Origin of the sequence: Maricaulis sp. (assembly GCF_030149425.1) — a bacterium.
Taxonomy (GTDB): Bacteria; Pseudomonadota; Alphaproteobacteria; order Caulobacterales; family Maricaulaceae; genus Maricaulis.
The window spans coordinates 120,210-138,825 of sequence record NZ_JASBRQ010000002.1; the positions used below are offsets into that span (position 1 = coordinate 120,210).

Annotated in this window: 16 protein-coding genes; 8 read left to right on the forward strand and 8 right to left on the reverse strand. The window is 63.7% G+C overall.

The features are described from left to right. The first annotated feature begins 99 nt into the window (after positions 1 to 99). Positions 100 to 1,629: an exopolysaccharide biosynthesis polyprenyl glycosylphosphotransferase gene (locus Q1V57_RS00560; RefSeq protein ID WP_300526849.1), complete on the forward strand. Its 1,530-nt coding sequence runs from the start codon at positions 100 to 102 to the stop codon at positions 1,627 to 1,629. An 11-nt stretch (positions 1,630 to 1,640) separates the two neighbouring features. Here Q1V57_RS00560 and Q1V57_RS00565 read toward each other — a convergent pair whose 3' ends face one another. After that, complete coding sequence (locus Q1V57_RS00565; protein WP_300526850.1) at positions 1,641 to 2,852, reverse strand: ATP-grasp domain-containing protein; 1,212 nt, start codon at positions 2,850 to 2,852, stop codon at positions 1,641 to 1,643. A gap of 57 nt (positions 2,853 to 2,909) precedes the next feature. After that, complete coding sequence (locus tag Q1V57_RS00570; protein ID WP_300526851.1) at positions 2,910 to 3,995, reverse strand: GNAT family N-acetyltransferase; 1,086 nt, start codon at positions 3,993 to 3,995, stop codon at positions 2,910 to 2,912. 151 nt (positions 3,996 to 4,146) lie between these two features. Between Q1V57_RS00570 and Q1V57_RS00575 the strand changes: the two genes are divergently transcribed. The 4 genes from Q1V57_RS00575 to Q1V57_RS00590 are packed head-to-tail and all read left to right on the forward strand — an operon-like array spanning position 4,147 to position 8,205. Continuing rightward, positions 4,147 to 5,601 (forward strand): lipopolysaccharide biosynthesis protein, encoded by a 1,455-nt coding sequence (locus Q1V57_RS00575; RefSeq protein WP_300526852.1) that lies wholly within the window; start codon positions 4,147 to 4,149, stop codon positions 5,599 to 5,601. Then, positions 5,601 to 6,539: a glycosyltransferase family 2 protein gene (locus Q1V57_RS00580; RefSeq protein WP_300526853.1), complete on the forward strand. Its 939-nt coding sequence runs from the start codon at positions 5,601 to 5,603 to the stop codon at positions 6,537 to 6,539. The genes Q1V57_RS00575 and Q1V57_RS00580 overlap by 1 nt, the downstream gene beginning before the upstream one ends. Further along, on the forward strand, positions 6,539 to 7,306 hold the full coding sequence (locus tag Q1V57_RS00585; protein WP_300526855.1) for a polysaccharide deacetylase family protein: 768 nt from the start codon (positions 6,539 to 6,541) through the stop codon (positions 7,304 to 7,306). The genes Q1V57_RS00580 and Q1V57_RS00585 overlap by 1 nt, the downstream gene beginning before the upstream one ends. Beyond that, positions 7,303 to 8,205 (forward strand): glycosyltransferase family 2 protein, encoded by a 903-nt coding sequence (locus tag Q1V57_RS00590; RefSeq protein ID WP_300526857.1) that lies wholly within the window; start codon positions 7,303 to 7,305, stop codon positions 8,203 to 8,205. Before Q1V57_RS00585 ends, Q1V57_RS00590 begins: the two co-directional genes overlap by 4 nt. Here the strand turns inward: Q1V57_RS00590 and Q1V57_RS00595 are convergent. From Q1V57_RS00595 to Q1V57_RS00605, 3 genes are all read right to left on the reverse strand, one after another. Beyond that, positions 8,202 to 9,461 carry an O-antigen ligase family protein gene (locus tag Q1V57_RS00595; protein ID WP_300526858.1) on the reverse strand — a complete coding sequence of 420 codons (1,260 nt, stop codon included), beginning with the start codon at positions 9,459 to 9,461 and terminating at the stop codon, positions 8,202 to 8,204. The genes Q1V57_RS00590 and Q1V57_RS00595 overlap by 4 nt on opposite strands. Continuing rightward, on the reverse strand, positions 9,458 to 10,078 hold the full coding sequence (locus Q1V57_RS00600; protein ID WP_300526859.1) for a hypothetical protein: 621 nt from the start codon (positions 10,076 to 10,078) through the stop codon (positions 9,458 to 9,460). Before Q1V57_RS00600 ends, Q1V57_RS00595 begins: the two co-directional genes overlap by 4 nt. Positions 10,079 to 10,144: 66 nt before the next feature. After that, positions 10,145 to 11,722 carry a Wzz/FepE/Etk N-terminal domain-containing protein gene (locus Q1V57_RS00605; protein ID WP_300526861.1) on the reverse strand — a complete coding sequence of 526 codons (1,578 nt, stop codon included), beginning with the start codon at positions 11,720 to 11,722 and terminating at the stop codon, positions 10,145 to 10,147. An 88-nt stretch (positions 11,723 to 11,810) separates the two neighbouring features. Here Q1V57_RS00605 and Q1V57_RS00610 point away from each other — a divergent pair, with 88 nt between their 5' ends. Then, on the forward strand, positions 11,811 to 12,542 hold the full coding sequence (locus Q1V57_RS00610; RefSeq protein WP_300526862.1) for a polysaccharide biosynthesis/export family protein: 732 nt from the start codon (positions 11,811 to 11,813) through the stop codon (positions 12,540 to 12,542). A 297-nt stretch (positions 12,543 to 12,839) separates the two neighbouring features. On the opposite strand, the gene Q1V57_RS00615 is transcribed toward Q1V57_RS00610, so the two are convergent. Continuing rightward, positions 12,840 to 13,112 carry a hypothetical protein gene (locus Q1V57_RS00615; protein ID WP_300526864.1) on the reverse strand — a complete coding sequence of 91 codons (273 nt, stop codon included), beginning with the start codon at positions 13,110 to 13,112 and terminating at the stop codon, positions 12,840 to 12,842. A gap of 161 nt (positions 13,113 to 13,273) precedes the next feature. Next, positions 13,274 to 14,866 (reverse strand): hypothetical protein, encoded by a 1,593-nt coding sequence (locus Q1V57_RS00620; RefSeq protein ID WP_300526866.1) that lies wholly within the window; start codon positions 14,864 to 14,866, stop codon positions 13,274 to 13,276. Positions 14,867 to 15,079: 213 nt separating this feature from the next. Here Q1V57_RS00620 and Q1V57_RS00625 point away from each other — a divergent pair, with 213 nt between their 5' ends. Then, positions 15,080 to 16,027 (forward strand): 2-oxoglutarate and iron-dependent oxygenase domain-containing protein, encoded by a 948-nt coding sequence (locus tag Q1V57_RS00625; RefSeq protein ID WP_300526867.1) that lies wholly within the window; start codon positions 15,080 to 15,082, stop codon positions 16,025 to 16,027. A gap of 36 nt (positions 16,028 to 16,063) precedes the next feature. Here Q1V57_RS00625 and Q1V57_RS00630 read toward each other — a convergent pair whose 3' ends face one another. Next, positions 16,064 to 17,428 carry a mechanosensitive ion channel domain-containing protein gene (locus Q1V57_RS00630; protein ID WP_300526869.1) on the reverse strand — a complete coding sequence of 455 codons (1,365 nt, stop codon included), beginning with the start codon at positions 17,426 to 17,428 and terminating at the stop codon, positions 16,064 to 16,066. A gap of 233 nt (positions 17,429 to 17,661) precedes the next feature. Here Q1V57_RS00630 and Q1V57_RS00635 point away from each other — a divergent pair, with 233 nt between their 5' ends. Beyond that, positions 17,662 to 18,588: a hypothetical protein gene (locus Q1V57_RS00635; protein WP_300526870.1), complete on the forward strand. Its 927-nt coding sequence runs from the start codon at positions 17,662 to 17,664 to the stop codon at positions 18,586 to 18,588. Positions 18,589 to 18,616 lie beyond the last annotated feature (28 nt).

Consider the following 18,616-nt stretch of genomic DNA (forward strand, 5'->3'; position numbering starts at 1 on the left):
CGGTATAAGAAAAAGCGCCGGAAACGCCTTGTTAACCACGCTTTTCAACGGATTATCAGCCTCATTGTGGGAGGTTGCCGGGCAGAGGGAGATTATCCAATGGCGTTTTTCTCAGCCCCGAACGCACCGAGCGGTCCGGCCAATGACTGCTCTGAAACGCCGGTCCGTCCGGAACGTGACGCGGCCGCACTGGCCCGTGCGCATTTGAAGGCGAAGACGCGTGCCCCGTCCAACCGGGTCAATCGCCGTGCCGCCGGACGCATGTTCCAGATCGTCGATACCCTGGCCGTTTTGACCCTGGCCGCGATCTCAGCCGGCATGATCAGCCAGGGCCAGCTGGCTGCGGCACCGATGATCGATCTCCTGCCGCTGATTGCGCTCGCTGCCGTAGCGCTCGTGGCCCTGCCCCTGTCCGGCGTTTATCGCATCGAACCGCGCCGGCCTCTGGCGCTGCAAATCCTGCGCGCCGTCAGCGCGACCGGGCTGGCGGGTATCGCCGGCGTCGCGACAGCCCTGGCAACGAGTCCGGCCTTTGCCGACCTGCACGCGCTTAACGCCGTGGTCCTGACCGGTGCCCTGTTTGCGCTGCAGATGATCTATGCCGGCATCGTCAATCACTGGGCCCGCGCCGGCCGTCTGGCCCGCAATGTCATTCTGGTTGGCGCCACCCCCAATGCGCGCCACCTGATCGCGGCCAATGCCGGGTCGGGCTATGTCAATGTCGTCGGCGTGTTTGACGACCGCCAGACCCGCTCGCCCTCCCTGCTCGCGGGTGCGCCCTATCTGGGCACCACGGACGACTTGTTCAACTGGCCGCTCCTGCACGAGGCCGACCGCATTATCCTGACCGTCTCGGCCAAGGCCGAGGAACGCGTCCAGCACCTTTTGGAAAAACTCCGCGCGCTGCCGCAGCCGGTCATTTTGCTGCTCGACATCAACGGTTTCAGCCCGGATGAAACGTCTCTGGATGATCTAGTCGGCGTGCATGCTGCCCGCATGAGCGGTAGCGAGGAACAGCTCGGCCGGATCATTTCCAAGCGCGTTCAGGATCTGGTGTTCGGGTCGGTTTTGACCCTGGCCGCCCTGCCCGTCATGGCGCTGATTGCATTGGCCGTCAAACTGACCAGCCCGGGCCCGGTACTGTTCCGCCAGACCCGCGAGGGCTTTCATGGCCGGCCGATCAATGTGCTGAAATTCCGCACCATGCGGCACGACCCCGAGGCCGACACCAAGCGCGTGCGCCAGGTCGAGCTCAATGATCCGCGGGTCACCCGGATCGGTGGTTTCCTGCGCAAGACGAGCCTGGATGAGCTGCCGCAATTCTTCAATGTCCTGGGCGGCTCCATGTCCCTTGTCGGCCCTCGCCCGCATGCGCCGGGCATGCGCACCGGCGGCACCGAGACCGCCAAGCTGGTCGCAGAATACGCGCATCGCTACCGCGTCAAGCCAGGCATAACCGGTTGGGCCCAGATCAATGGCTCACGCGGCCCGTTGCATTCGCCGGAAGACGCCCGCGAGCGCATCGCCCTGGATGTGGAATATATTTCCCGTGCCAGCTTCTGGCTCGATGTCTGGATCATGCTGCGCACCCTGCCGGCCCTGCTGGGCGACAAGATCAACGTCCGCTAGCGCAGCTTGGATCAGTTCGGGGCTTTGACCCCGCGTTGGCCGGCATCTTTGCGATTACGCAGCCGGCGCAGGACCGGATGGAACCAGCAGGCCAGTCCCGGCACCGGGTCACGCCAGCTGAACACCAGATCGACATTGGAGCGGATCATCCCGCGCAGGATACGCAAGGCCCCGGCCAGGCTTGCACCCAGGCCCGCTCCCTGGCGCAGGCGCCAGACCCAGCCGGAGAAATCCCCCTTGGCCCAGTGATAGCGCACGCCGGTCCGGGCGTGTGACCACGGCTCTTCGCTGAGCGCGATATCCCGGCCCAAAGTCAAATCCAGCAAGGTCTTGGCGATGTCTGCCCCGGCGGCTTCCGCTCCGGCTATATTGGCACCGAGACGCGGATTGATTTCCAGAAAGGAGGTCTGGTCGCTATCGCGGGCGGTCATGAACTGGGCACAGCCGACACCGGTATAGTTGAGCGCTTCGACGAGCGCCTCGGTCTGGTCGACCAGATCGGGCCGCGGGGTAATCGAGATTCCCTCGACCGCATAACCGGAACCGTCGGCGCGGTCGGTGCGCTCGACCTCAATCGCACAGGCCGTCAATATATCCCCGCCCCAGGCCACGAAATAATGGTTGATCCGGTTACCGCTGAGACGGCGCTGCACCAGGAGATGCGCATGCTCAGCCGGCCACGCCGCAAATTCGCGGTCCAGATCGGCCGGCGAATCCAGCGTGATGACCTTGTGACCGAAAACGAACTGTCCCTCCCCGGTCGGCTTGACCACCAGCGGATAACCCAGGCTTTCACAAGCCCGCTTGAGCTGGCTCAGATTGGCGACCGGCAAATAATCGGCGACAGGGACTTTTTCCGTGCGGCACAGCTCGGCCATGCGCGTTTTGGAAACACAGCGCGCGACAATGTCCGGATCCGGCGACATCACGGTGACCGATTTCGGCAGCGCCGCCCGGTATCCGGCGAGCAGCCGTGTCGCCCGGTCCGTGACCGGCACGACGATATCGAAGCCATAGTCTTCGCAATATTCCGCAATGGACCGGATGCAGGCGGATTCGTTGGCGAAATCGGGGATTGGGAGGCTGCCGGTAACGCTGTTGGAGCGCTCGAAATAGTCCGAATATCCGTTATGGCCGGCCCAAATCTCATGCCCCTGACGATGCAGAGTGCGCGCCAGGGCAAAGGATGGGCGATGATTCCCGATCAGGAACAATTTGGCCATTCGATCTCCCCTTTGCGGGGAAACTCGCAAGCCGCGGGCCAAGCCCGTTCGACCCATCTAGAGAGCGTAAAATCCGGCCATTTCATCAAGACGCCGCAGCGCCTTGCCCGGCCAGCGGGCCGGCTGGGCCTCGATGCGGTCCAGGCGTTCGACCCAGTTGTCGAGGCGGTTATGCACCCAGGTTCGCGACGGCGACGGCGCCAGGAAGCCCGAGGCCAAGCCGCGCTGATAACTAGCCAATTCCTGCTTGAAGCCGTAATCGCCCGGTCCCAGCTCGACTGCCTCCAGACCAAGATCCGCCGCCATGCGGATGAACTCTTCCAGCAGCAAGAGCCCCGGGCTGATGCGGGAAAAGTCCGCGTGATAAGCCGGGAACCAGAAATGCGCCATGCGGTCACTGACCATGCCGAGATGCAGCGCAGCAAGCCGGCCATCGACGCTGAGCGTCGACAATATGCCGGAAAACCGGGGTGTCTGGCGCTTGAGGACGGCCGCCAACAGCCGCTGGGTCCAGCCCACCCGGAATGCATCGAACACACCGGTGCGCCGGTATTGCGCGCTTTTCCAGTCAACAAGCGTGGCAAAGGCTTCCGGTCGCGCATCGGAAAGCCGCAGCGTGTGGCCCGCCTCGAAACGTTCGAGCCGACGCCGGCGCATATCCAGATTCTTGATCAGCTTGGGCACGACCGACCGGCGATTGTCACGCCAGGCGTCAAAGCCGGCGCGGGTATCCACCATCCAGGAGCCATCGCGGCTGCGCGCCGCTCTGGCAAAGCCCGGTTGTTCGGCCAGTGCGCTTTTGAACTCGAACAGGGCGATCCCCGCCTGCTCCAGCAGCAGGGACGGCTGGATATCGGCTCCCGGCTCGGCAATAACACCATGCACATCACCCAGCGGACCACCGATCGGGCGCGCAAATCCGAAGCGGCCAGTCTGCATCGGCAAGAATGCCTTGATCGCACCGTGGCGACGATAAACCGCAACGCGGGTATCGCTGCGCGCCTCTTCACAGCATTCGGCGAAGTCGGGCGCGAAATACGGGCTCGCAAGCCGCGCATCTGCGGCGACAAAGTCCTGCCACGCCTGACGTTCTGCAGACGTCAGCTCGCTCGGCCGTATCAGCTTGGTATCACCTTGGGTCATCCTGAAACGCCCCAGCTGGGAGCTCCCCTCTCAACACGATGGAAAGACTAGTGCAATCGCCTTATCAGGCAGTGAATACGCGAAGGCATCTCTCGCCTGCCAATCGGCACCGGAATTGCAGTCTTCCCCTCTGAGGCGAGCGGAGCGTGCCATGCTTGGACGACATCTTCTGGGGTATTTGCCGGTGCAACTGGCACAGGCCATTGTGGGCTTCGGCTCAGTGGCTGTGTTCACGCGGCTGATGTCAGCGGAAGATTACGGCATTTATGCCCTCGCCATCGCCTCGCTGGCGCTCACCCACATCATCGCTTTCACCTGGCTGGAAGCCGCGGTGGCGCGCTATCATGCCCGCGCCGAGATGCGCGGCCGTTTGCGCGATCACCTGGCCACCGCCTACGCACTTTATGCCGGGGCCGCGGTTATCGGCGTTGTCCTGATCGCCACAGCCCTCTGGCTCGCACCCTTGGATATCAAGCTCAAAAGCGCGTTCAGCTTCGCCGCTATTTCCCTGTTGCTGCGCGCCCTGTTGCAGATCGGGTTGGAAACGCATCGGGCCCAGGGCGATATTGGCCGCTATTCCGCCCTTGAGGCCAGCTTCCTGATGGCCGGGTTCATGATCGGCGTCGGCCTCTTGCTGACCACCGATCTGGGGGCTGGCGGGATTTTCCTCGGCACCGCCATCGCCGCCGGACTGGCGCTGATGGTCGATCTTCCCGTGATGTTGCGCCGCACCCGCGGCGGCCGCCGCCAGGCGGTACGCGCCAAGACCTATGGTCGCTATGGCGCCGCGCTGTCGGTGTCCTTGATCTTTGAACACCTCCTGTCGATCGGCGACCGTTTCCTGATCGCCGCCTTTCTGGGGTCCGGCGCGGTCGGCATGTATGCGGCGGGTTATGGCCTCGCAGACCGGCTGCTCGACATCATCTTCATCTGGTTTGGCACCGCCATCTGGCCGCTGACCATCCGCGCCCTGGAAAGCGAGGGTGAAGCAGCAGCCAAGGCCATGGCCCATAAGGCCGCCGGCATGATGGCCTTGATCGCCTTTCCCGCTGCCGCCGGCCTCGCCCTGGTGGCTGAACCGCTGACGACGCTGATCATCGGTGAAAGCGTCCGTGCGCAAGCCGCCACTATCCTGCCCTGGATTGCCTTTTCCGGCCTGATCAACGGCATGATGACCTATTATTTCCACGAAGCCTTCACGCTGAAGCGCAAGACCGGTGTGATGGCAGCCCTGATGGCCGGCGCGGCGGCTCTGAACCTGGTGCTCAACCTGATTTTCATCCCGCAATTCGGCATTACCGGCGCGGCGGCAGCAACCGTGATCGCCTATGCCCTGGCACTGATCGCCTGCGCCATGATCGGCCGCCGCCACTTTGCCCTGCCCCTGCCCTGGGGCGACTGGATCAAGGCCGGCAGCGCGACCCTGGTGATGGCAGCGGCGGTGATCAACCTGCCCGCTATCGGTCCGGCCTGGGCCGACCTGATTGTCCAGGCTATCGCGGGCGCGCTGGTCTATGGCGCCCTTGCCATCGCGTTCAACATTGCCGGCTGCCGCAGCTGGCTCGCGGCCCTGCGTCCCGCCCGACAAACGATCGAGGTTCAGTAATGCGCGATCTTGCAGCTTTCACGACCATGACCAATGCCGCGGCCAAGCGCAGCGCGGGTACGCGCCTGTCGATACTCATCCCTTTCTACAAGGATGACCCGACGCCGTTGATGACGACGCTGAACACCCTGATTGGTGCGCGCTGCGAGTTCGAGATCCTGCTGCTCGATGATGGCTGCCCCGATATGGAGCTGAACGCAGCGGTCGCTCGCACCCTGCGCGCCATGGTGACGCCCGCCCGCCTGATCTCGGCTGCAGACAATATCGGTCGTTCGGAGGGGCGAAACCTGCTCGCCCGTGAAGCGCGCGGTGACTGGTTGCTCTACCTCGATGCCGATATGCAGCCCTGCGATGATGCCTTCCTCACTGCCTATCTTGAGCGCATCGAGGATGGCGGCTTCGACGCGGCCTTTGGCGGCTATGTCCTCCCGGAAGCCGCTGAAAAACAGTTCGAATTGCATGCTGCGCTGGCCCGCTCGAGCGATCACAGCGATGCCGGACAGCGTAACGAGATTGGTGCGACCGCCTTTTGCTCCAGCAATCTTCTGGTTCGCCGCGAAGTGATGCAGACCGTCCCGTTCGATAGCGGTTTTACCGGCTGGGGCTGGGAGGATGTCGACTGGGCGGTGCGCGCCGGCGCCCTGTTCCGCCTCATCCACCTGGACAATGCAGCCCGCCATGACGGCCTGCAGCCGGTCGATACGCTGCTGGCGAAATATCGAGAGGGTGCGGTGAACTATGCCCGCCTGCTGGAAAAACACCCGGAGCTCGACCGCCTGCCCGGCGCCAAGGCCGCTCGCCTGCTCGGCGCGGTTCCGTTCCAGTCCGCCTTGCGCGGGATCTGGTCCGCCCTGGCGATGAGCGCGGCGCTGCCGATGCGCCTGCGCACCCTGGCTCTCAAACTCTGGCGCGCAAGCTGGACTGCAGAGGCCATCTGATGAACGCACCGTACAGCCCATCCAGTTTCACCGCCCGGCTTGGCCGGCAGATAGCACGCTTCGCGGCCCGCCGTGACCTGCCGATTCATCCCGATCATGCCATCGTTTCGTTCAGCTTCGACGATTTCCCCAAGACCGCAGCGACCATGGGCGCACCGGCGCTGGAAAAGCGTGGCTGGCGGGGTACCTATTATGCCAGCGCCGGTCTGGCCGGCACATGCAATCACCACGGCCCGCAATTCGACGCCGGGGATATCGTCGATCTCAGCGCCCGCGGGCATGAGATCGGTTGCCACACCTTCGAGCATATGGACTGCGCCCAGGCTGGAGTAGACGAGATCGCAACCAGTCTCGAGCGTAATGCCGCGGCATTACAGGCCATGGGGCTGAGCGACGCGTTGAGCAGTTTTGCCTTCCCTTATGGAGAGACAAGCCTGGAGGCCAAGCGCGCTCTGGCGCATCGCTTCGCCAGCATGCGTGGAGTACGCGCCGAAATTAATCGCGGCTCGGGGGATCTGAACCTGTTGCGCGCGGTGCCGATCGATGGCGGCGAAGCCGGCATTGCCCGCGCTGTCGAGGCCGCTGAAAGCCTCGTCCAGGCACCGGGCTGGTTGATCTATTATGCCCACGACATCCAGGACGATCCGACGGAATGGGGCTGCACGCCGGGCCAGTTCGAAAGGGTCTGTGAAGCCGTTGCGGCTTCTGGCGCCCGCGTCATGCCGGTCCGGGATGCGCTTAAAGCTCTGCAGGAGACCCCGGCATGAGTGTCGCCGTCATCATCCCCACCTTCCGTCGCCCGGACGGGCTCAAAGCCGCCGTCGAAAGTGTGCAGCGGCAGAGCCGGCCGGCCGATGAAATCATCATTGTCGATAATGCACCGGAAGGCTGCGCCCGGAGCGTCGCGGACGCATTCCGTGATGCCCGCATCCACTACCTGCACGTGCCCGAGCCCGGCGTTGCCAATGCCCGCAATGCCGGCCTGGCGATGACCGAGGCGCGCTATATCGCCTTCCTCGATGATGATGAGATCGCGTCGGAACACTGGCTAGCCGCCCTGTTGCACAGCCAGGCCGCCCTCGATGTCGCCGTCGTGTTCGGCCCGCTCCAGGCCCGGACCAAGGCGCGCGGACGACTGCGCCAGAACTTGCTCAACCGGCTTTATTCACGACCGGGTCCGGACGAGGACCAGCGCCTGGACAAGCCCTATGGCTGCGGCAATTCCCTGATTGATCGCAATGCGGTCAAGATCGGCTCGAGGCCGTTTGATACCGCCCTGAACGAGACCGGCGGCGAAGATGATGCCTTTTTCGCCATGCTGCAGGACGAGGGCGCCCGCTTCGGCTGGGCCAGCCAGGCCCATGCGATCGAGTGCGTCGATCCCAGGCGTGCGGGCTGGACTTACATGCTTTCGCGCAGTTTCGCCTTCGGTCAGGGACCGAGCCAGACCTGTGCCCATGGACCGCGCCCGGACTGGCTCGGCGTTGCCCGCTGGATGGCGATAGGAGTTGTGCAACTGGCCGTGTTTGCGCCGCTGGCAGTGATCGTCAGCGCCATCAATGCGCGTCAGGGTGCGAGCTTTATCGACCGTACAGCGCAGGCCGCTGGCAAGATTTGCTGGTTCGACCGCTTCTCGCCGCGCTTTTACGGCCGCGCCGCCAGCTAGGCGCGGCGCCGGGCCAGGGCCGCGGCCGTGGCCACGAACAGCACCCAGCTCAACCCGTTCTGCTCCAGCAGATTGCTTTCGGAGATGGAGACCAGGCCGAACATGGCCAGGAAGGGCAAGGCCCAATAGGCCTCACCGCCGGTAAACATGCGGCCGAGCGCGCGGGCCATTGCTTGCAGATAGACCAGCGCCATCAGGATGACGCCGGGCAGGCCGATCGCCAGAGCCGTTTCAATCCAGCCATTATGCGCGGTCGGCACATCCCAGGCGGTTTCCTGGCGGACCCAGAAAACCGGCCCGTTATCGGCGGCCCAGAAGGCATTATAGCCATACCCCGTCCACGGCGCGGACTGGACCTCGCGGATCAGCGCCGCCCAGATTTCGGTCCGCCCGGTCAGGGTCGCATCCCGGCCAAGCAATTCGAGCATTTCCAGCGGCGCGATGAGCAGGATCAGGATTGCCAGGGCAAAACCGCACACGGCCAGCGTCAGGCACATGACCGCGAAACCGAACCCCTGGCGGCAAAAACCAACCAAGGCGACCAGTCCACACCCCAATGCCCAGGCCAGGAGCGCCGTCTTGGAGGTCGACAGAACAACAAGGGCGCTGCACAACACCGCCGCCCCGGCCCAGAGCCAGGCCCGGCGCGGGTCATTGTTCAGCGCTGCCAAGGCGGCGACACTGCCCCAGGCCATCATCGCACCGAGGGTGTTTTTCTCCCACCAGACGCCTTTCCAGGCCCCGGCATGCACCGCCTGGTCGACACCGAGGGACGGCATCAGAACAGCCATCAGGGTGGAGGCGACAGCAAGGCTGGCAAAGACAGAAGCAATCAGGGTGATCAGAACCGGCCAGTCCCAGCGCGAGGCCAGCCAGAGACCGAACAGCGTGGTCATGAACAGGGCAAAGCCGCGGCGCAGGGAGACATCCGGCGCCACGGACCAGACAACCGAGACAAGCGTCAGACCGGCGAGTGCAAGAATAGCGGGTGAACGCAGCAATGCTGCGACTGTCCGTCCCGGATGCAGGGCCATGAAGACCAGTGTGAGGGCGTAAACCGGCAGCCAGATCAGGCGCAGGACCACCGAGCTCTCAGGATCGGCAGGATCGGCAAAGAACGGGCCCACCAGGCCCTGGGAAAACAGGAAGAGCGCGATGAATGCACCAGCGCGCTCAATGGCCCCACCGAGCGGTAAGGACGGGGCCTGTCGCAAGGCCTCAAGCAAGGGTGGACGGATGATAACCGCGCGGCTCATGCCGCCTGCCCGGCCTCGGCGGCTCGGTTGACGATGACCCCGGCAACCACGCCGCCAGCGGCCTCGATTGCCTCGCGGCGGGCCATCAGAGAGGCCTGGTCATGCTGGCGCGCATCGGCCACCAGGATCACGCCATCCACATCCGGCGCCAGCACCAGCGGCGCCCGCGACTGCCCCGGCGCATCGATAATGGCCAGATCAATGGCCTCACGCAGGGCCTGCCAATAGTCGGGCGTCGTCCTCAAGCGGGCTTTGAGCTGGGTTTGCGGCGCCGTCTGGATTTCGCTGACAAAGAGTTGCGGCTGGGTCGACTCGCGCATCACAAGGCGCGAGCCCGTGCCCAGCTGCCACGGTGTCTGGCGGCCAAAACTGGCATCGAAGGCCTCGCCGCGAACACGGGTGGCCCGTGCCTGGGCAGTATCGGTGAAGTCGAGATCAAACAGCCAGACACCCCGCGCCGCACGCTGGGCGCACAGGCGGGACAGCTCGCGGGCAACCGTAGAGGCCCCGGCCCCACGCGATCCGCCCATCACCATGAGCACACGCCCGACCCCGCCCGGACGGGCGATCGGCTCAAACTGGTCAACCAGTCCGGCAAGTTCGGAAGCCAAATTCATCAGACGTCCACGCAGGCGATTCGTTACAACCGCTCCAAACTGCCCAATTCGTGGTTAACGTCCCGCTTACGCTCGGCGTTCTGCAACACGCGCCAGGATCGGCAAATCGCCGTAGGAGACCGGCGGAGGATGCGGCACATTGGCCGCCGCGGCTGCGGGTTGCGGATAAGGCGTGGCAGCCGGCGCGGCCATGGCTGGCGGCGCATGGGTTGGCGCCGCATAGGCTGGCGGCTGGGAATAGGCCGGGCGACGGGCGCGCAGATGGGCTTCCCAATACCCGCGCAACAGCCCGGTCATCAGGGCAATGCCGCCGGACAATACAACAACGGCAATCAGGGCCAGCTTCTTCAGCGACGAGCCCTGCAACGGCGGCGCAGCGCGGTCAAACACGCGTACCGCATCGGCGGCACCGGGGCCGAGAGAGCGGCGCGCCGCCGCGATGGCTTCCTGTCCGGCCAGCAGGCTGGCTGTAGCCTCGGCGGCGGAGACATTTTGCGACAACCGGGTAAAGGCCGGTTCGAGATCGCGCAGACGGGACACCTCGGCCTGGGCCGCAATCAACTGACGCTCCAGTACGGCGACACGATTGGCCTCGGCCTGGGCATTGGCGCGGCGCGTGGCGAGATCGGTTTCCATCGCCTGGCGAACCGGGTTCACACCGGTGCGCTGCTGACCCAGACCGACGGCACCTCCGGCAGCGAGCAAGCCTTCAATGGCTTCGATTTCACGATCCAGTGCAACAACCGGAGGCGCTCCGGGCTGATAGCGCGAGAGCAATTGTTCACGCTCGACACGGCGCTCGAGCAATAGATTGGTCGCGCCGTTCTCGACATAGAGCTGGATGCTCTCGGGAATATTGGCGAGGCGCGCCTGCAGGGCATTGGCACCGGCATTGGCGGCGTCGCGCTCGGCCCCGGCGAGGCGGAGCCGATCCTGGATGGCGCTGACACTGGTTTCCGCGGCCAGCTTGTCACTATCGAAATTGGCCAGCTGGTTGGAGGTCAAAAACGCGTCCAGCGAGGACTGCGCCTCACGCACGGCGATATCGGCCTGGCTGCGCCGCTCGGTCAGAGTGGATACGCCCGCCTCGACCAGCACTTGCTGGCGATAAGCGAGATAGGAATCGACCACCGCATTGAGCACCAGCGCCGCCCTGTCCGGATCTGCGGCTTCATAACGGGCGATCAGAGCCGAGGAATTCGGCTCCCGGCTGATCGACAAACCGGACTGCAGCGCCTTGCGCGCCGCGCGATCGGCATCGCCAACCACCGGTTCGCCGAGCACGGCTGCTGTGCCAAGCGTCTGAATCGCCAGGCGCTGAACCGCATCGGAGCCCAGCAATTCGCTTTCCGACTGCATGATCTGATCGAGCATGAACGCGCCGCCCGCGCCGGCCGCAGAGGGTGTCGGATCATTTTCGAGCAGGACGAGGAGACGCGACTCGGCCTCATAGCTCGGCTTTACCAGGAGCAGGACAGCAGCCACGCCGGCTGCAAAAAGAACCGCGAAAATCAGCGCGATAAAGCCCTTTTGTCCCCACACCAAGGCAAAGACATCAAACAGGTCTAGCCCCTCCCGGTTACCGCCGCCAGGAGGCGGGGCGGAACCGGCGGGCGCACCGGGATAATCATGAACGCGCGTCATGGGCTTAATAGAAGGCGGGCCCGCTTAATTTTTTCTTATCCAAAGCAACGCGAAATAGCGGCGAAACAGCAATCTTTGAGGATAGTCTATGCGCGCGTCCCGCCTCGGCCTGACCATCGCCGTCTCTCTCGGCCTTGCGGCCTGCGCCAGCTCCGGTTCTCAAGCCCCCCACCCCGACCCGGACTGGGCAGGCCGCTTCGCCGCCTGGCAGGACACTGATCCGGCCTACCGGTTTTTCCCGGGTGACAGCATTGTGGTGACGGTTCATTCCGCCCCCGAACTCTCCGGCACAGTACCGATCGGCCCGGATGGCCGCGTCAGCCTTCCGCTGCTCGGCAATGTCATGGTCGCCAATCGTACCGATTACGAGATTGCCGGTGTCGTCGCCGACGCCTACGCCCAGTCGGTACTGGTCTCCCCGATCGTCGAGGTCCGCAGAGGCGAGCTCGGCCCGCAGAATATTGTCGTGGGTGGCGAAGTCACCAATCCGGGCCTGGTGGAAATGACCGGCCCGATCGGAGCGCTGGAAGCGGTGATGCTGGCCGGTGGCTTCCGCAACACCGCGGCGCGCGGCGAAGTCGTCGTCCTGCGCCGTCAGCCGGGTGGACGCCTGATGATGCGGGTGGTGAATGTGCGCCAGGCGCTCAATGGACGCCCGGGCGCCGACCAGATCCAGCTCAGACGCCATGACCTGGTCTTCGTGCCCCGCTCGACCGTGGCGGAAGTAACGAATTTCGTTGAGCAATACGTCTATGGCGTCCTGCCGCTCGATCAGGCGCTGTCCTTCGCGATCGCCGACGCGATCAACGATAACAACTAGCTGGTCGAACCGGATATCCGGACCGCGGGTCACCAAACCCGGTCAATGGGCCTGACACGCTGCGCGACAAGCCATTCGTGTAACTATTTAATCAAAAGAAAACACGGGCCAGGAGCGGTGCTCAACCAACCCGGTCTCCGGATCAGGCCGGAGCGAAGCGATGACGCACAAACCCTCTCGTGGTCCTGACTTGCGTCAGGATGGGGGCGCCAATGGCCAGCATCACACACCCAGTCCGTCAGCCGGCGAGCAGCTCCCCCCGCTCGCCAGCACATCCGGACAGGTTGGCTTTTCCGCTTAGTGGCGGGTGGCCAGCCATTCGCGCGCAGCTTTCTGCGCATTGGCGATGTCGAGATTGGACATCTGGTCAGAGATTTCCTGGCGATAATATTTCGCCGGCTCTGAACCCATGAGGGCTGCCAGATTGAACCATTTGTGAGCTTCGATGTAATCGATTTCGCCGCCTTGGCCGGTCGAATACAAAATGCCCAGCTTGCAGAGATCTTCGCCCGTCGGGTCCGTGCTGACGGCTTCGTGGGCTTGTGCGGTTTCAACGTCCGTAAACGCCATAGGTCTTCCCCTGTACTACTCGGCGAATGCGATCTTTTTAGATCTGTCATTCGCGCCACCATCCTGTCCGAATGCCTTCGAACATTTGCGATGTTGACGACAGAGGATTGCATTAAGGTTAAGAGAAATCGGGAAAATTCCGCCTTAAACCTTTAAATCGGTTAGACTTTCTTGCCCAAGAATAAACGGCTCAAACTGGCGTCAATCGCTCGCAAACGACTGGCGGACCGGATGAGCGGCGAGGTCGATATCCGGATAATGCTCAAAAGCAGGACCATGGCAGCCGAGATCATGGCGGCGATGACGCCGTGAATATCGCGCTTCTCGATCGCGCCTTGGCTCACCGGCTGGGCCGTGTCGACGTCGAGCAATCCATACATCGCCGGTCCGGCGGTTTCATGAAGGATGAGAACGCCCGGCCCTACTTCGCGCACCAGCACATAAAGCTCGCGCGCCTGATCCAACGCGCCCAGGGCATCGAGCGTCCGGATGGTCAGGGTCGCACTGGTGCGGCTGCGGATGGAGTCGATATAGGCCAGACCGGTCCGTAACCGCCCGGCCAGGGCTTCATCCTCGACGGGCACCACACCCTGAAGCCGGCGCGACACGCGCTGCGGGGTCGCATAGGCCGTGTCGGGGCGGAATTCGGCCATCGCGGCGGCCGCGATCAGATCCTGCGGTGATACGAGTTCCGTGAGCAGATCGCGCAGCTCGGCTTCCAGCGCCGGGGACAGGCGTCCCGCCCCATATCCGGCCCGGATGATCTCGGCACCTTCGCGGCTCGGCGTCGCCTGGCCGCCAAGATCGACAAAACCGGCCTCGACCGCGGAGAGCGCAAACAGGAAGGGATCGAAGCGCTCGCGTGGCAGCGTGATCCGGGCACAGGCCTCACCAAAGGAACGCTGCGCCCCGGGGGCGCGGCAAAGCTGCTGCACGAAATGACGCGTGCCACCGTAAAGCCGGGTCGCGCCCGCCTGGCGGCGCGACAGCCCCGGCAGGCTCAACAATTCCAGCTGCCCGGCCTCATTGCCGGTAAAGAAGGCCTGGGCCTGCTCGCTGGCGAGATCCCAGCGCGGGCGGGCCGCCTCGTAACGCTGGCGCAGGCTCGCCGGTGCGAACACAATCTCCGGCGGTTCCAGGTCCAACCGCGCAGCCTCCCGGTAGGCGGTTCTCAAGGCAAGGCTCAAAGCCTGTTCGCGCTGCTGTACCGGCCGTGCACGCAGCTCGGCATCCAGCTCCCGCGGATCGCGCCCAGGTGACATCAGGCGCAAGGCCAGCTCATCGCGCCCGATCCAATACGGTCCGATCGAGGCCCAGGCGGCGAACCGGTCAATATCCGGCCTGCGGCGCAGATCGCCATCAAGGGCATCGCTCATACCGGCGATCCAGCTGTCAAAGGCACCGCCCGTATCATCCGTGCGATGCTCCTCGATCAGGCGTTCAACGCGCTCGCCGAAATCGGTCGGAACCGGCGCGACCGCATCAATGCCGCCCAGATCATCGACAATCTGCAGCGCGAACCAGCCCGCCACACCCAGCGATGCCAGAAGCCAGGCCGGCTGAAAGCCCTTCAGCAGCGACTTCCAGAGCAGCCAGAACAGCATGCCGATCAACGGGGCCTGAGCAAAACCGCGTGTTTCCTCGAGCGTCTTTTCGGTACGCGCAAGCCGGCGCGCCTCGACCTCCGTCAGGCCGGCGCGGCGAAACTTTGCAGCATTTGTTGATTGGCGGTCCGGCCCGCTCGCTTCGGCCATGATCGTCCCCAGCACTCCCCGGGCCCGACATTTCTCCGGAATGTGGCCTAATGCAAGCGCTTACCCGTGCCGGGCGAAACCAGGAGCGGATTACGCGGCTTCAAACCCAGTCTTACTGCAGCTGTTTATGTGCATGCGACGTTCCGGCGCTTGGCACAGGGCCGTCAAAGCCTTATCCCAAGGCGCAATTATACAGACAATGAAGGCCGAGCGATGACCGCGACAGATTCCCTCACCCGTTTCCCGCCCGTTTCCATGAAACTGCAGAAGAGCGACCCGAAAGCTTTCGCGCACGAGCTGGGCAAGAGTTTCCGGGAATATGGATTTGCAGCGATTGCCGATCATGGTCTCGACCAGGCTCTGATCGACCGCGCCTACGAGGTGGCCGCCAAATTCTTCGCCCTGCCCGAAGAAACCAAGCTGAAATACTTCATCAAGAATGGCGGCGGCGCGCGCGGCTACACTCCGTTCGGTACCGAGATCGCGAAAGACGCCCAGCACGTGGATCTGAAGGAATTCTGGCATGTCGGCCGCGACCTGCCGGCCGGCCACCCTTATGAAAAGGATATGGCGCCGAATGTGGTTCCTGAAGAGGTGGAAGAATGGGTCGAGGTGATCCATGCGCTTTACGCCGCCTTTGACGAGCTCGGCCGGCATGTGCTGCGGGCCATCGCCACCGACCTCGGCCTCGACGAAGATTTCTTCGATGACACCGTTCGGGACGGCAATTCGGTCATGCGCCTGCTGCACTACCCGCCGGTCCAGGGCGATACAGGGGGCTCCATCCGCGCCGAGGCGCATGGCGACATCAACACCATCACCCTGCTGCTGGGCGCCGATGAGCCGGGCCTGCAGGTGATGACGCGTGAAGGCGAATGGGTCGATATGAACCCGCCGGCCGGCTGCCTGGCGGTCAATATGGGCGATATGCTGTCGCGCTCGACCAATGGCGTCCTGCCCTCGACGCAGCACCGGGTCATCAACCCGAAGGGCGCGCGCACGGAACATTCGCGCTATTCCATGCCCTTCTTCCTGCACTACCGCCCGGACTACCTGATCGAGACCCTGCCGGGCTGCGAACGCGAAGGCGTGGACAGTCCCGAGCCAATCACGGCACACGATTTCCTGCATCAGCGTCTCAAGGAAATCGGCTTGATGTAAGATCCGGCCCGCCCGGGCCGAGCCCTGTTCCGGCCCTTAGCCCGCGTCAGTGCGTGCCGGGGGCTGGGCTGGCATCTCCTTGATGTGCACATCCATCTGCGGATACGGGAATTCGACGCCGGCTTCATGCAGCGCATCCCAGATCGCCAGATAGACCTCGCTGCGCACATTGGAGAGGCCGTTGGACGGATCAATAATCCAGAAGCGCAGATCGAAATTCACCGAGCTGTCGCCGTATTCCATCAGGTTGCAGACCGGCGTGCGCGAGGCGATGACCCGGTCCACCGTCTTGGCAGCCTCAACGACGACGCGCTGAACCTCACGCAAATCCTTTGTCGTATAGGAGACGCCAAAGGGCGCATGCAGGCGGACTTCCTGATCGCTCTTGGACCAGTTGACGACCCCGTTGACGATGAAATTCTCGTTCGGGATCAAAAGCTCGGTCCCGTCACGGGTGCGGATGGCGACATAGCGGGCGCGCATATCCGTCACCCAGCCGAACGTGCCATCGACCTCAATGGCATCACCGGGTTTGATCGATTCATCGGCCAGAAGGGTAAAACCGGCCGCGAAATTCGAGACGGTCTGCTGCAGGCCGAGACCGATCCCCAGGCCGATCGCGCCGGAAAAGATGGCCAGGGTCGCCAGATTGAACCCGGTCATCTGCAAGGCCACCAGGAAGGCCACGACCGGCAGGGCAATGCCGATCACCTTGCCGATCAGCGCGCGCAGGGCGGGCGATAACTCGTCGGCCTTTTCCAGCCTGGAATTGATCGTTCGACCGGCGAAGGAGGCTAGCCAGAACAGGACGCCGAAATAGATCAGCGTGCGTAAGACGTCGAACAGCGAAAAATCGACCGGCTCGCCCTCGGCCGTTTCGCCGATCGGGATGGCAAAGGCCTGCAGCTGCAGCACGACATCGTCGAGCACGCCGAACACATCCATCGCCGCAACCGGCCAGGCTGTATAAAAGGCGACGGCTGACCAGAATTTGGAGCGGATGATGAGCGTGACGGCCCGGATCACAATCCAGGCGGTGAGCAAGCTCATCGCCGCTTCGACAATCGCGCGTGGTCGCTCGAAACTGCCCAGTCCGACCCAGATCAGCGAGATCACGGCCAGTAGCGCCAGCGGCGTCGCCAGGGCCGCGAAGGCATAGACCAGGCGTGATGGCAGGCCTTTGGGAACGCGCGGACCGAGCTGGCCCCGGATCAGGTCCCGGAGGCGTTGTCCGAAAATCAGCGCCGGCAACAGCGCCGCGATAACCAATCCGGCCTGCAGGGCGATGTCAAAATCCAGCAAGGTCCGGACAAGCCAGTCCAGTCCCGCCTCGCCGCGCTCACGCAGCTGCTCCATGGGCACCAGGCTATCCAGCGCGGTCTCGTCCTGGGCTGGCGTCATGCGATCTCCGGCTAAGGCGTTGATGGGACATGGTTAGCATGGGTTGCGGCTGGGTTGGAAGCGTGGCGTTGCCCTCCTCTAGCGACCTTCGGGCAGCTTCTGCCGTGGGCGAGGAGTTAAAGGAGAGAGCGGAAACACCGCCCGAGCAGAATTTACGGCACCGTGACGACGGACACAGGCAGGGCCAGGGAAACCCGTCGAAACTCCCCTCGACAATCCCGGGGGAGATCATAATGACCACGCTTGAATGCCGCCTGTTGAACGCGTCCATCGCCTGCTACGCCATCAAGCACGGCGCCCTGGATCCCAAAAATCCAAACCTCGCCAAAGTCGGCTTGCTGCCCGGCGCGCCGGTCAGTGTCTTTGTCGAAGGGGAAGAAGATATCAATGCCGGCTTTGTCTGCGAAACAGCCGATAATTGGGTCGTCATCGCCCTGCGCGGCACGCTACCGCCATTCAAGGGCAACCTCCTCGCCTGGATCGATGACTGGCTGCAGGACTTCAAGGCCGGTCCGACACCCTGGTATGTCGGCGGACGCAAGTTCGGCCATGTCGAGACCGGTTTCGCCGACGCGGTGAGCGGCGTCATGCCGCAAGTCTGGGCAGCGCTGTCCAAGATCGACCTGCATGCCAAGCGCGGCATCCTTGTTACCGGGCACTCCAAGGGCGCGGCGATGACCTATCTCGTGACCTCGCTGGTGAAGACGGCTCATCCGGCCGTGCTGGTGGAAAATTGCTGTTTCGCCTCGCCGATGACCTGCGACCAGCAATTCAAGGCTAGTTACGACGCGCTCGGGCTTGCCCCCTTCACCGTGCGCTATCAGAACATGTACGACATCGTGCCCTACCTGCCCTACTGGCCGACCTTCTCGCTGCTCTCAGCGCTCGAACGGCGCATCAAGAGCGAGCTGGAGGGCGGCCCTCCGGTCAATGAAATCATCACCGAGCGCAACTGGCCGCGCGCCGATATCGAGAACGAATATGTCGATATCGGCAATCTGCGCTATCTCGGCCCGGACTGTGTCATCGAATACGGCCCCAAAGGCGCCCACGACGCCTGGCAAGCCATGAAACACGCGCTCGAGCATTTCGAGTTCAAAACCATCGCCGAAGCGCACAGCGCCGCCGGGCGCTATGACAGTTGTGTGTGCGGGGGGTAATGGTTGTCACGCCGGGCTTCGAGCGCCA

Excerpts from the sequence above, each read along its gene's own strand:
- Q1V57_RS00565 (WP_300526850.1), bottom strand. The coding sequence starts at position 2,852 with ATGGCCAAATTGTTCCTGATCGGGAATCATCGCCCATCCTTTGCCCTG.
- Q1V57_RS00605 (WP_300526861.1), bottom strand. The coding sequence starts at position 11,722 with ATGACGCGCGTTCATGATTATCCCGGTGCGCCCGCCGGTTCCGCCCCG.
- Q1V57_RS00585 (WP_300526855.1), top strand. The coding sequence starts at position 6,539 with ATGAACGCACCGTACAGCCCATCCAGTTTCACCGCCCGGCTTGGCCGG.
- Q1V57_RS00560 (WP_300526849.1), top strand. The coding sequence starts at position 100 with ATGGCGTTTTTCTCAGCCCCGAACGCACCGAGCGGTCCGGCCAATGAC.
- Q1V57_RS00630 (WP_300526869.1), bottom strand. The coding sequence starts at position 17,428 with ATGACGCCAGCCCAGGACGAGACCGCGCTGGATAGCCTGGTGCCCATG.
- Q1V57_RS00595 (WP_300526858.1), bottom strand. The coding sequence starts at position 9,461 with ATGAGCCGCGCGGTTATCATCCGTCCACCCTTGCTTGAGGCCTTGCGA.
- Q1V57_RS00570 (WP_300526851.1), bottom strand. The coding sequence starts at position 3,995 with ATGACCCAAGGTGATACCAAGCTGATACGGCCGAGCGAGCTGACGTCT.
- Q1V57_RS00615 (WP_300526864.1), bottom strand. The coding sequence starts at position 13,112 with ATGGCGTTTACGGACGTTGAAACCGCACAAGCCCACGAAGCCGTCAGC.
- Q1V57_RS00590 (WP_300526857.1), top strand. The coding sequence starts at position 7,303 with ATGAGTGTCGCCGTCATCATCCCCACCTTCCGTCGCCCGGACGGGCTC.
- Q1V57_RS00580 (WP_300526853.1), top strand. The coding sequence starts at position 5,601 with ATGCGCGATCTTGCAGCTTTCACGACCATGACCAATGCCGCGGCCAAG.
- Q1V57_RS00575 (WP_300526852.1), top strand. The coding sequence starts at position 4,147 with ATGCTTGGACGACATCTTCTGGGGTATTTGCCGGTGCAACTGGCACAG.
- Q1V57_RS00625 (WP_300526867.1), top strand. The coding sequence starts at position 15,080 with ATGACCGCGACAGATTCCCTCACCCGTTTCCCGCCCGTTTCCATGAAA.
- Q1V57_RS00610 (WP_300526862.1), top strand. The coding sequence starts at position 11,811 with ATGCGCGCGTCCCGCCTCGGCCTGACCATCGCCGTCTCTCTCGGCCTT.
- Q1V57_RS00600 (WP_300526859.1), bottom strand. The coding sequence starts at position 10,078 with ATGAATTTGGCTTCCGAACTTGCCGGACTGGTTGACCAGTTTGAGCCG.
- Q1V57_RS00635 (WP_300526870.1), top strand. The coding sequence starts at position 17,662 with ATGACCACGCTTGAATGCCGCCTGTTGAACGCGTCCATCGCCTGCTAC.
- Q1V57_RS00620 (WP_300526866.1), bottom strand. The coding sequence starts at position 14,866 with ATGGCCGAAGCGAGCGGGCCGGACCGCCAATCAACAAATGCTGCAAAG.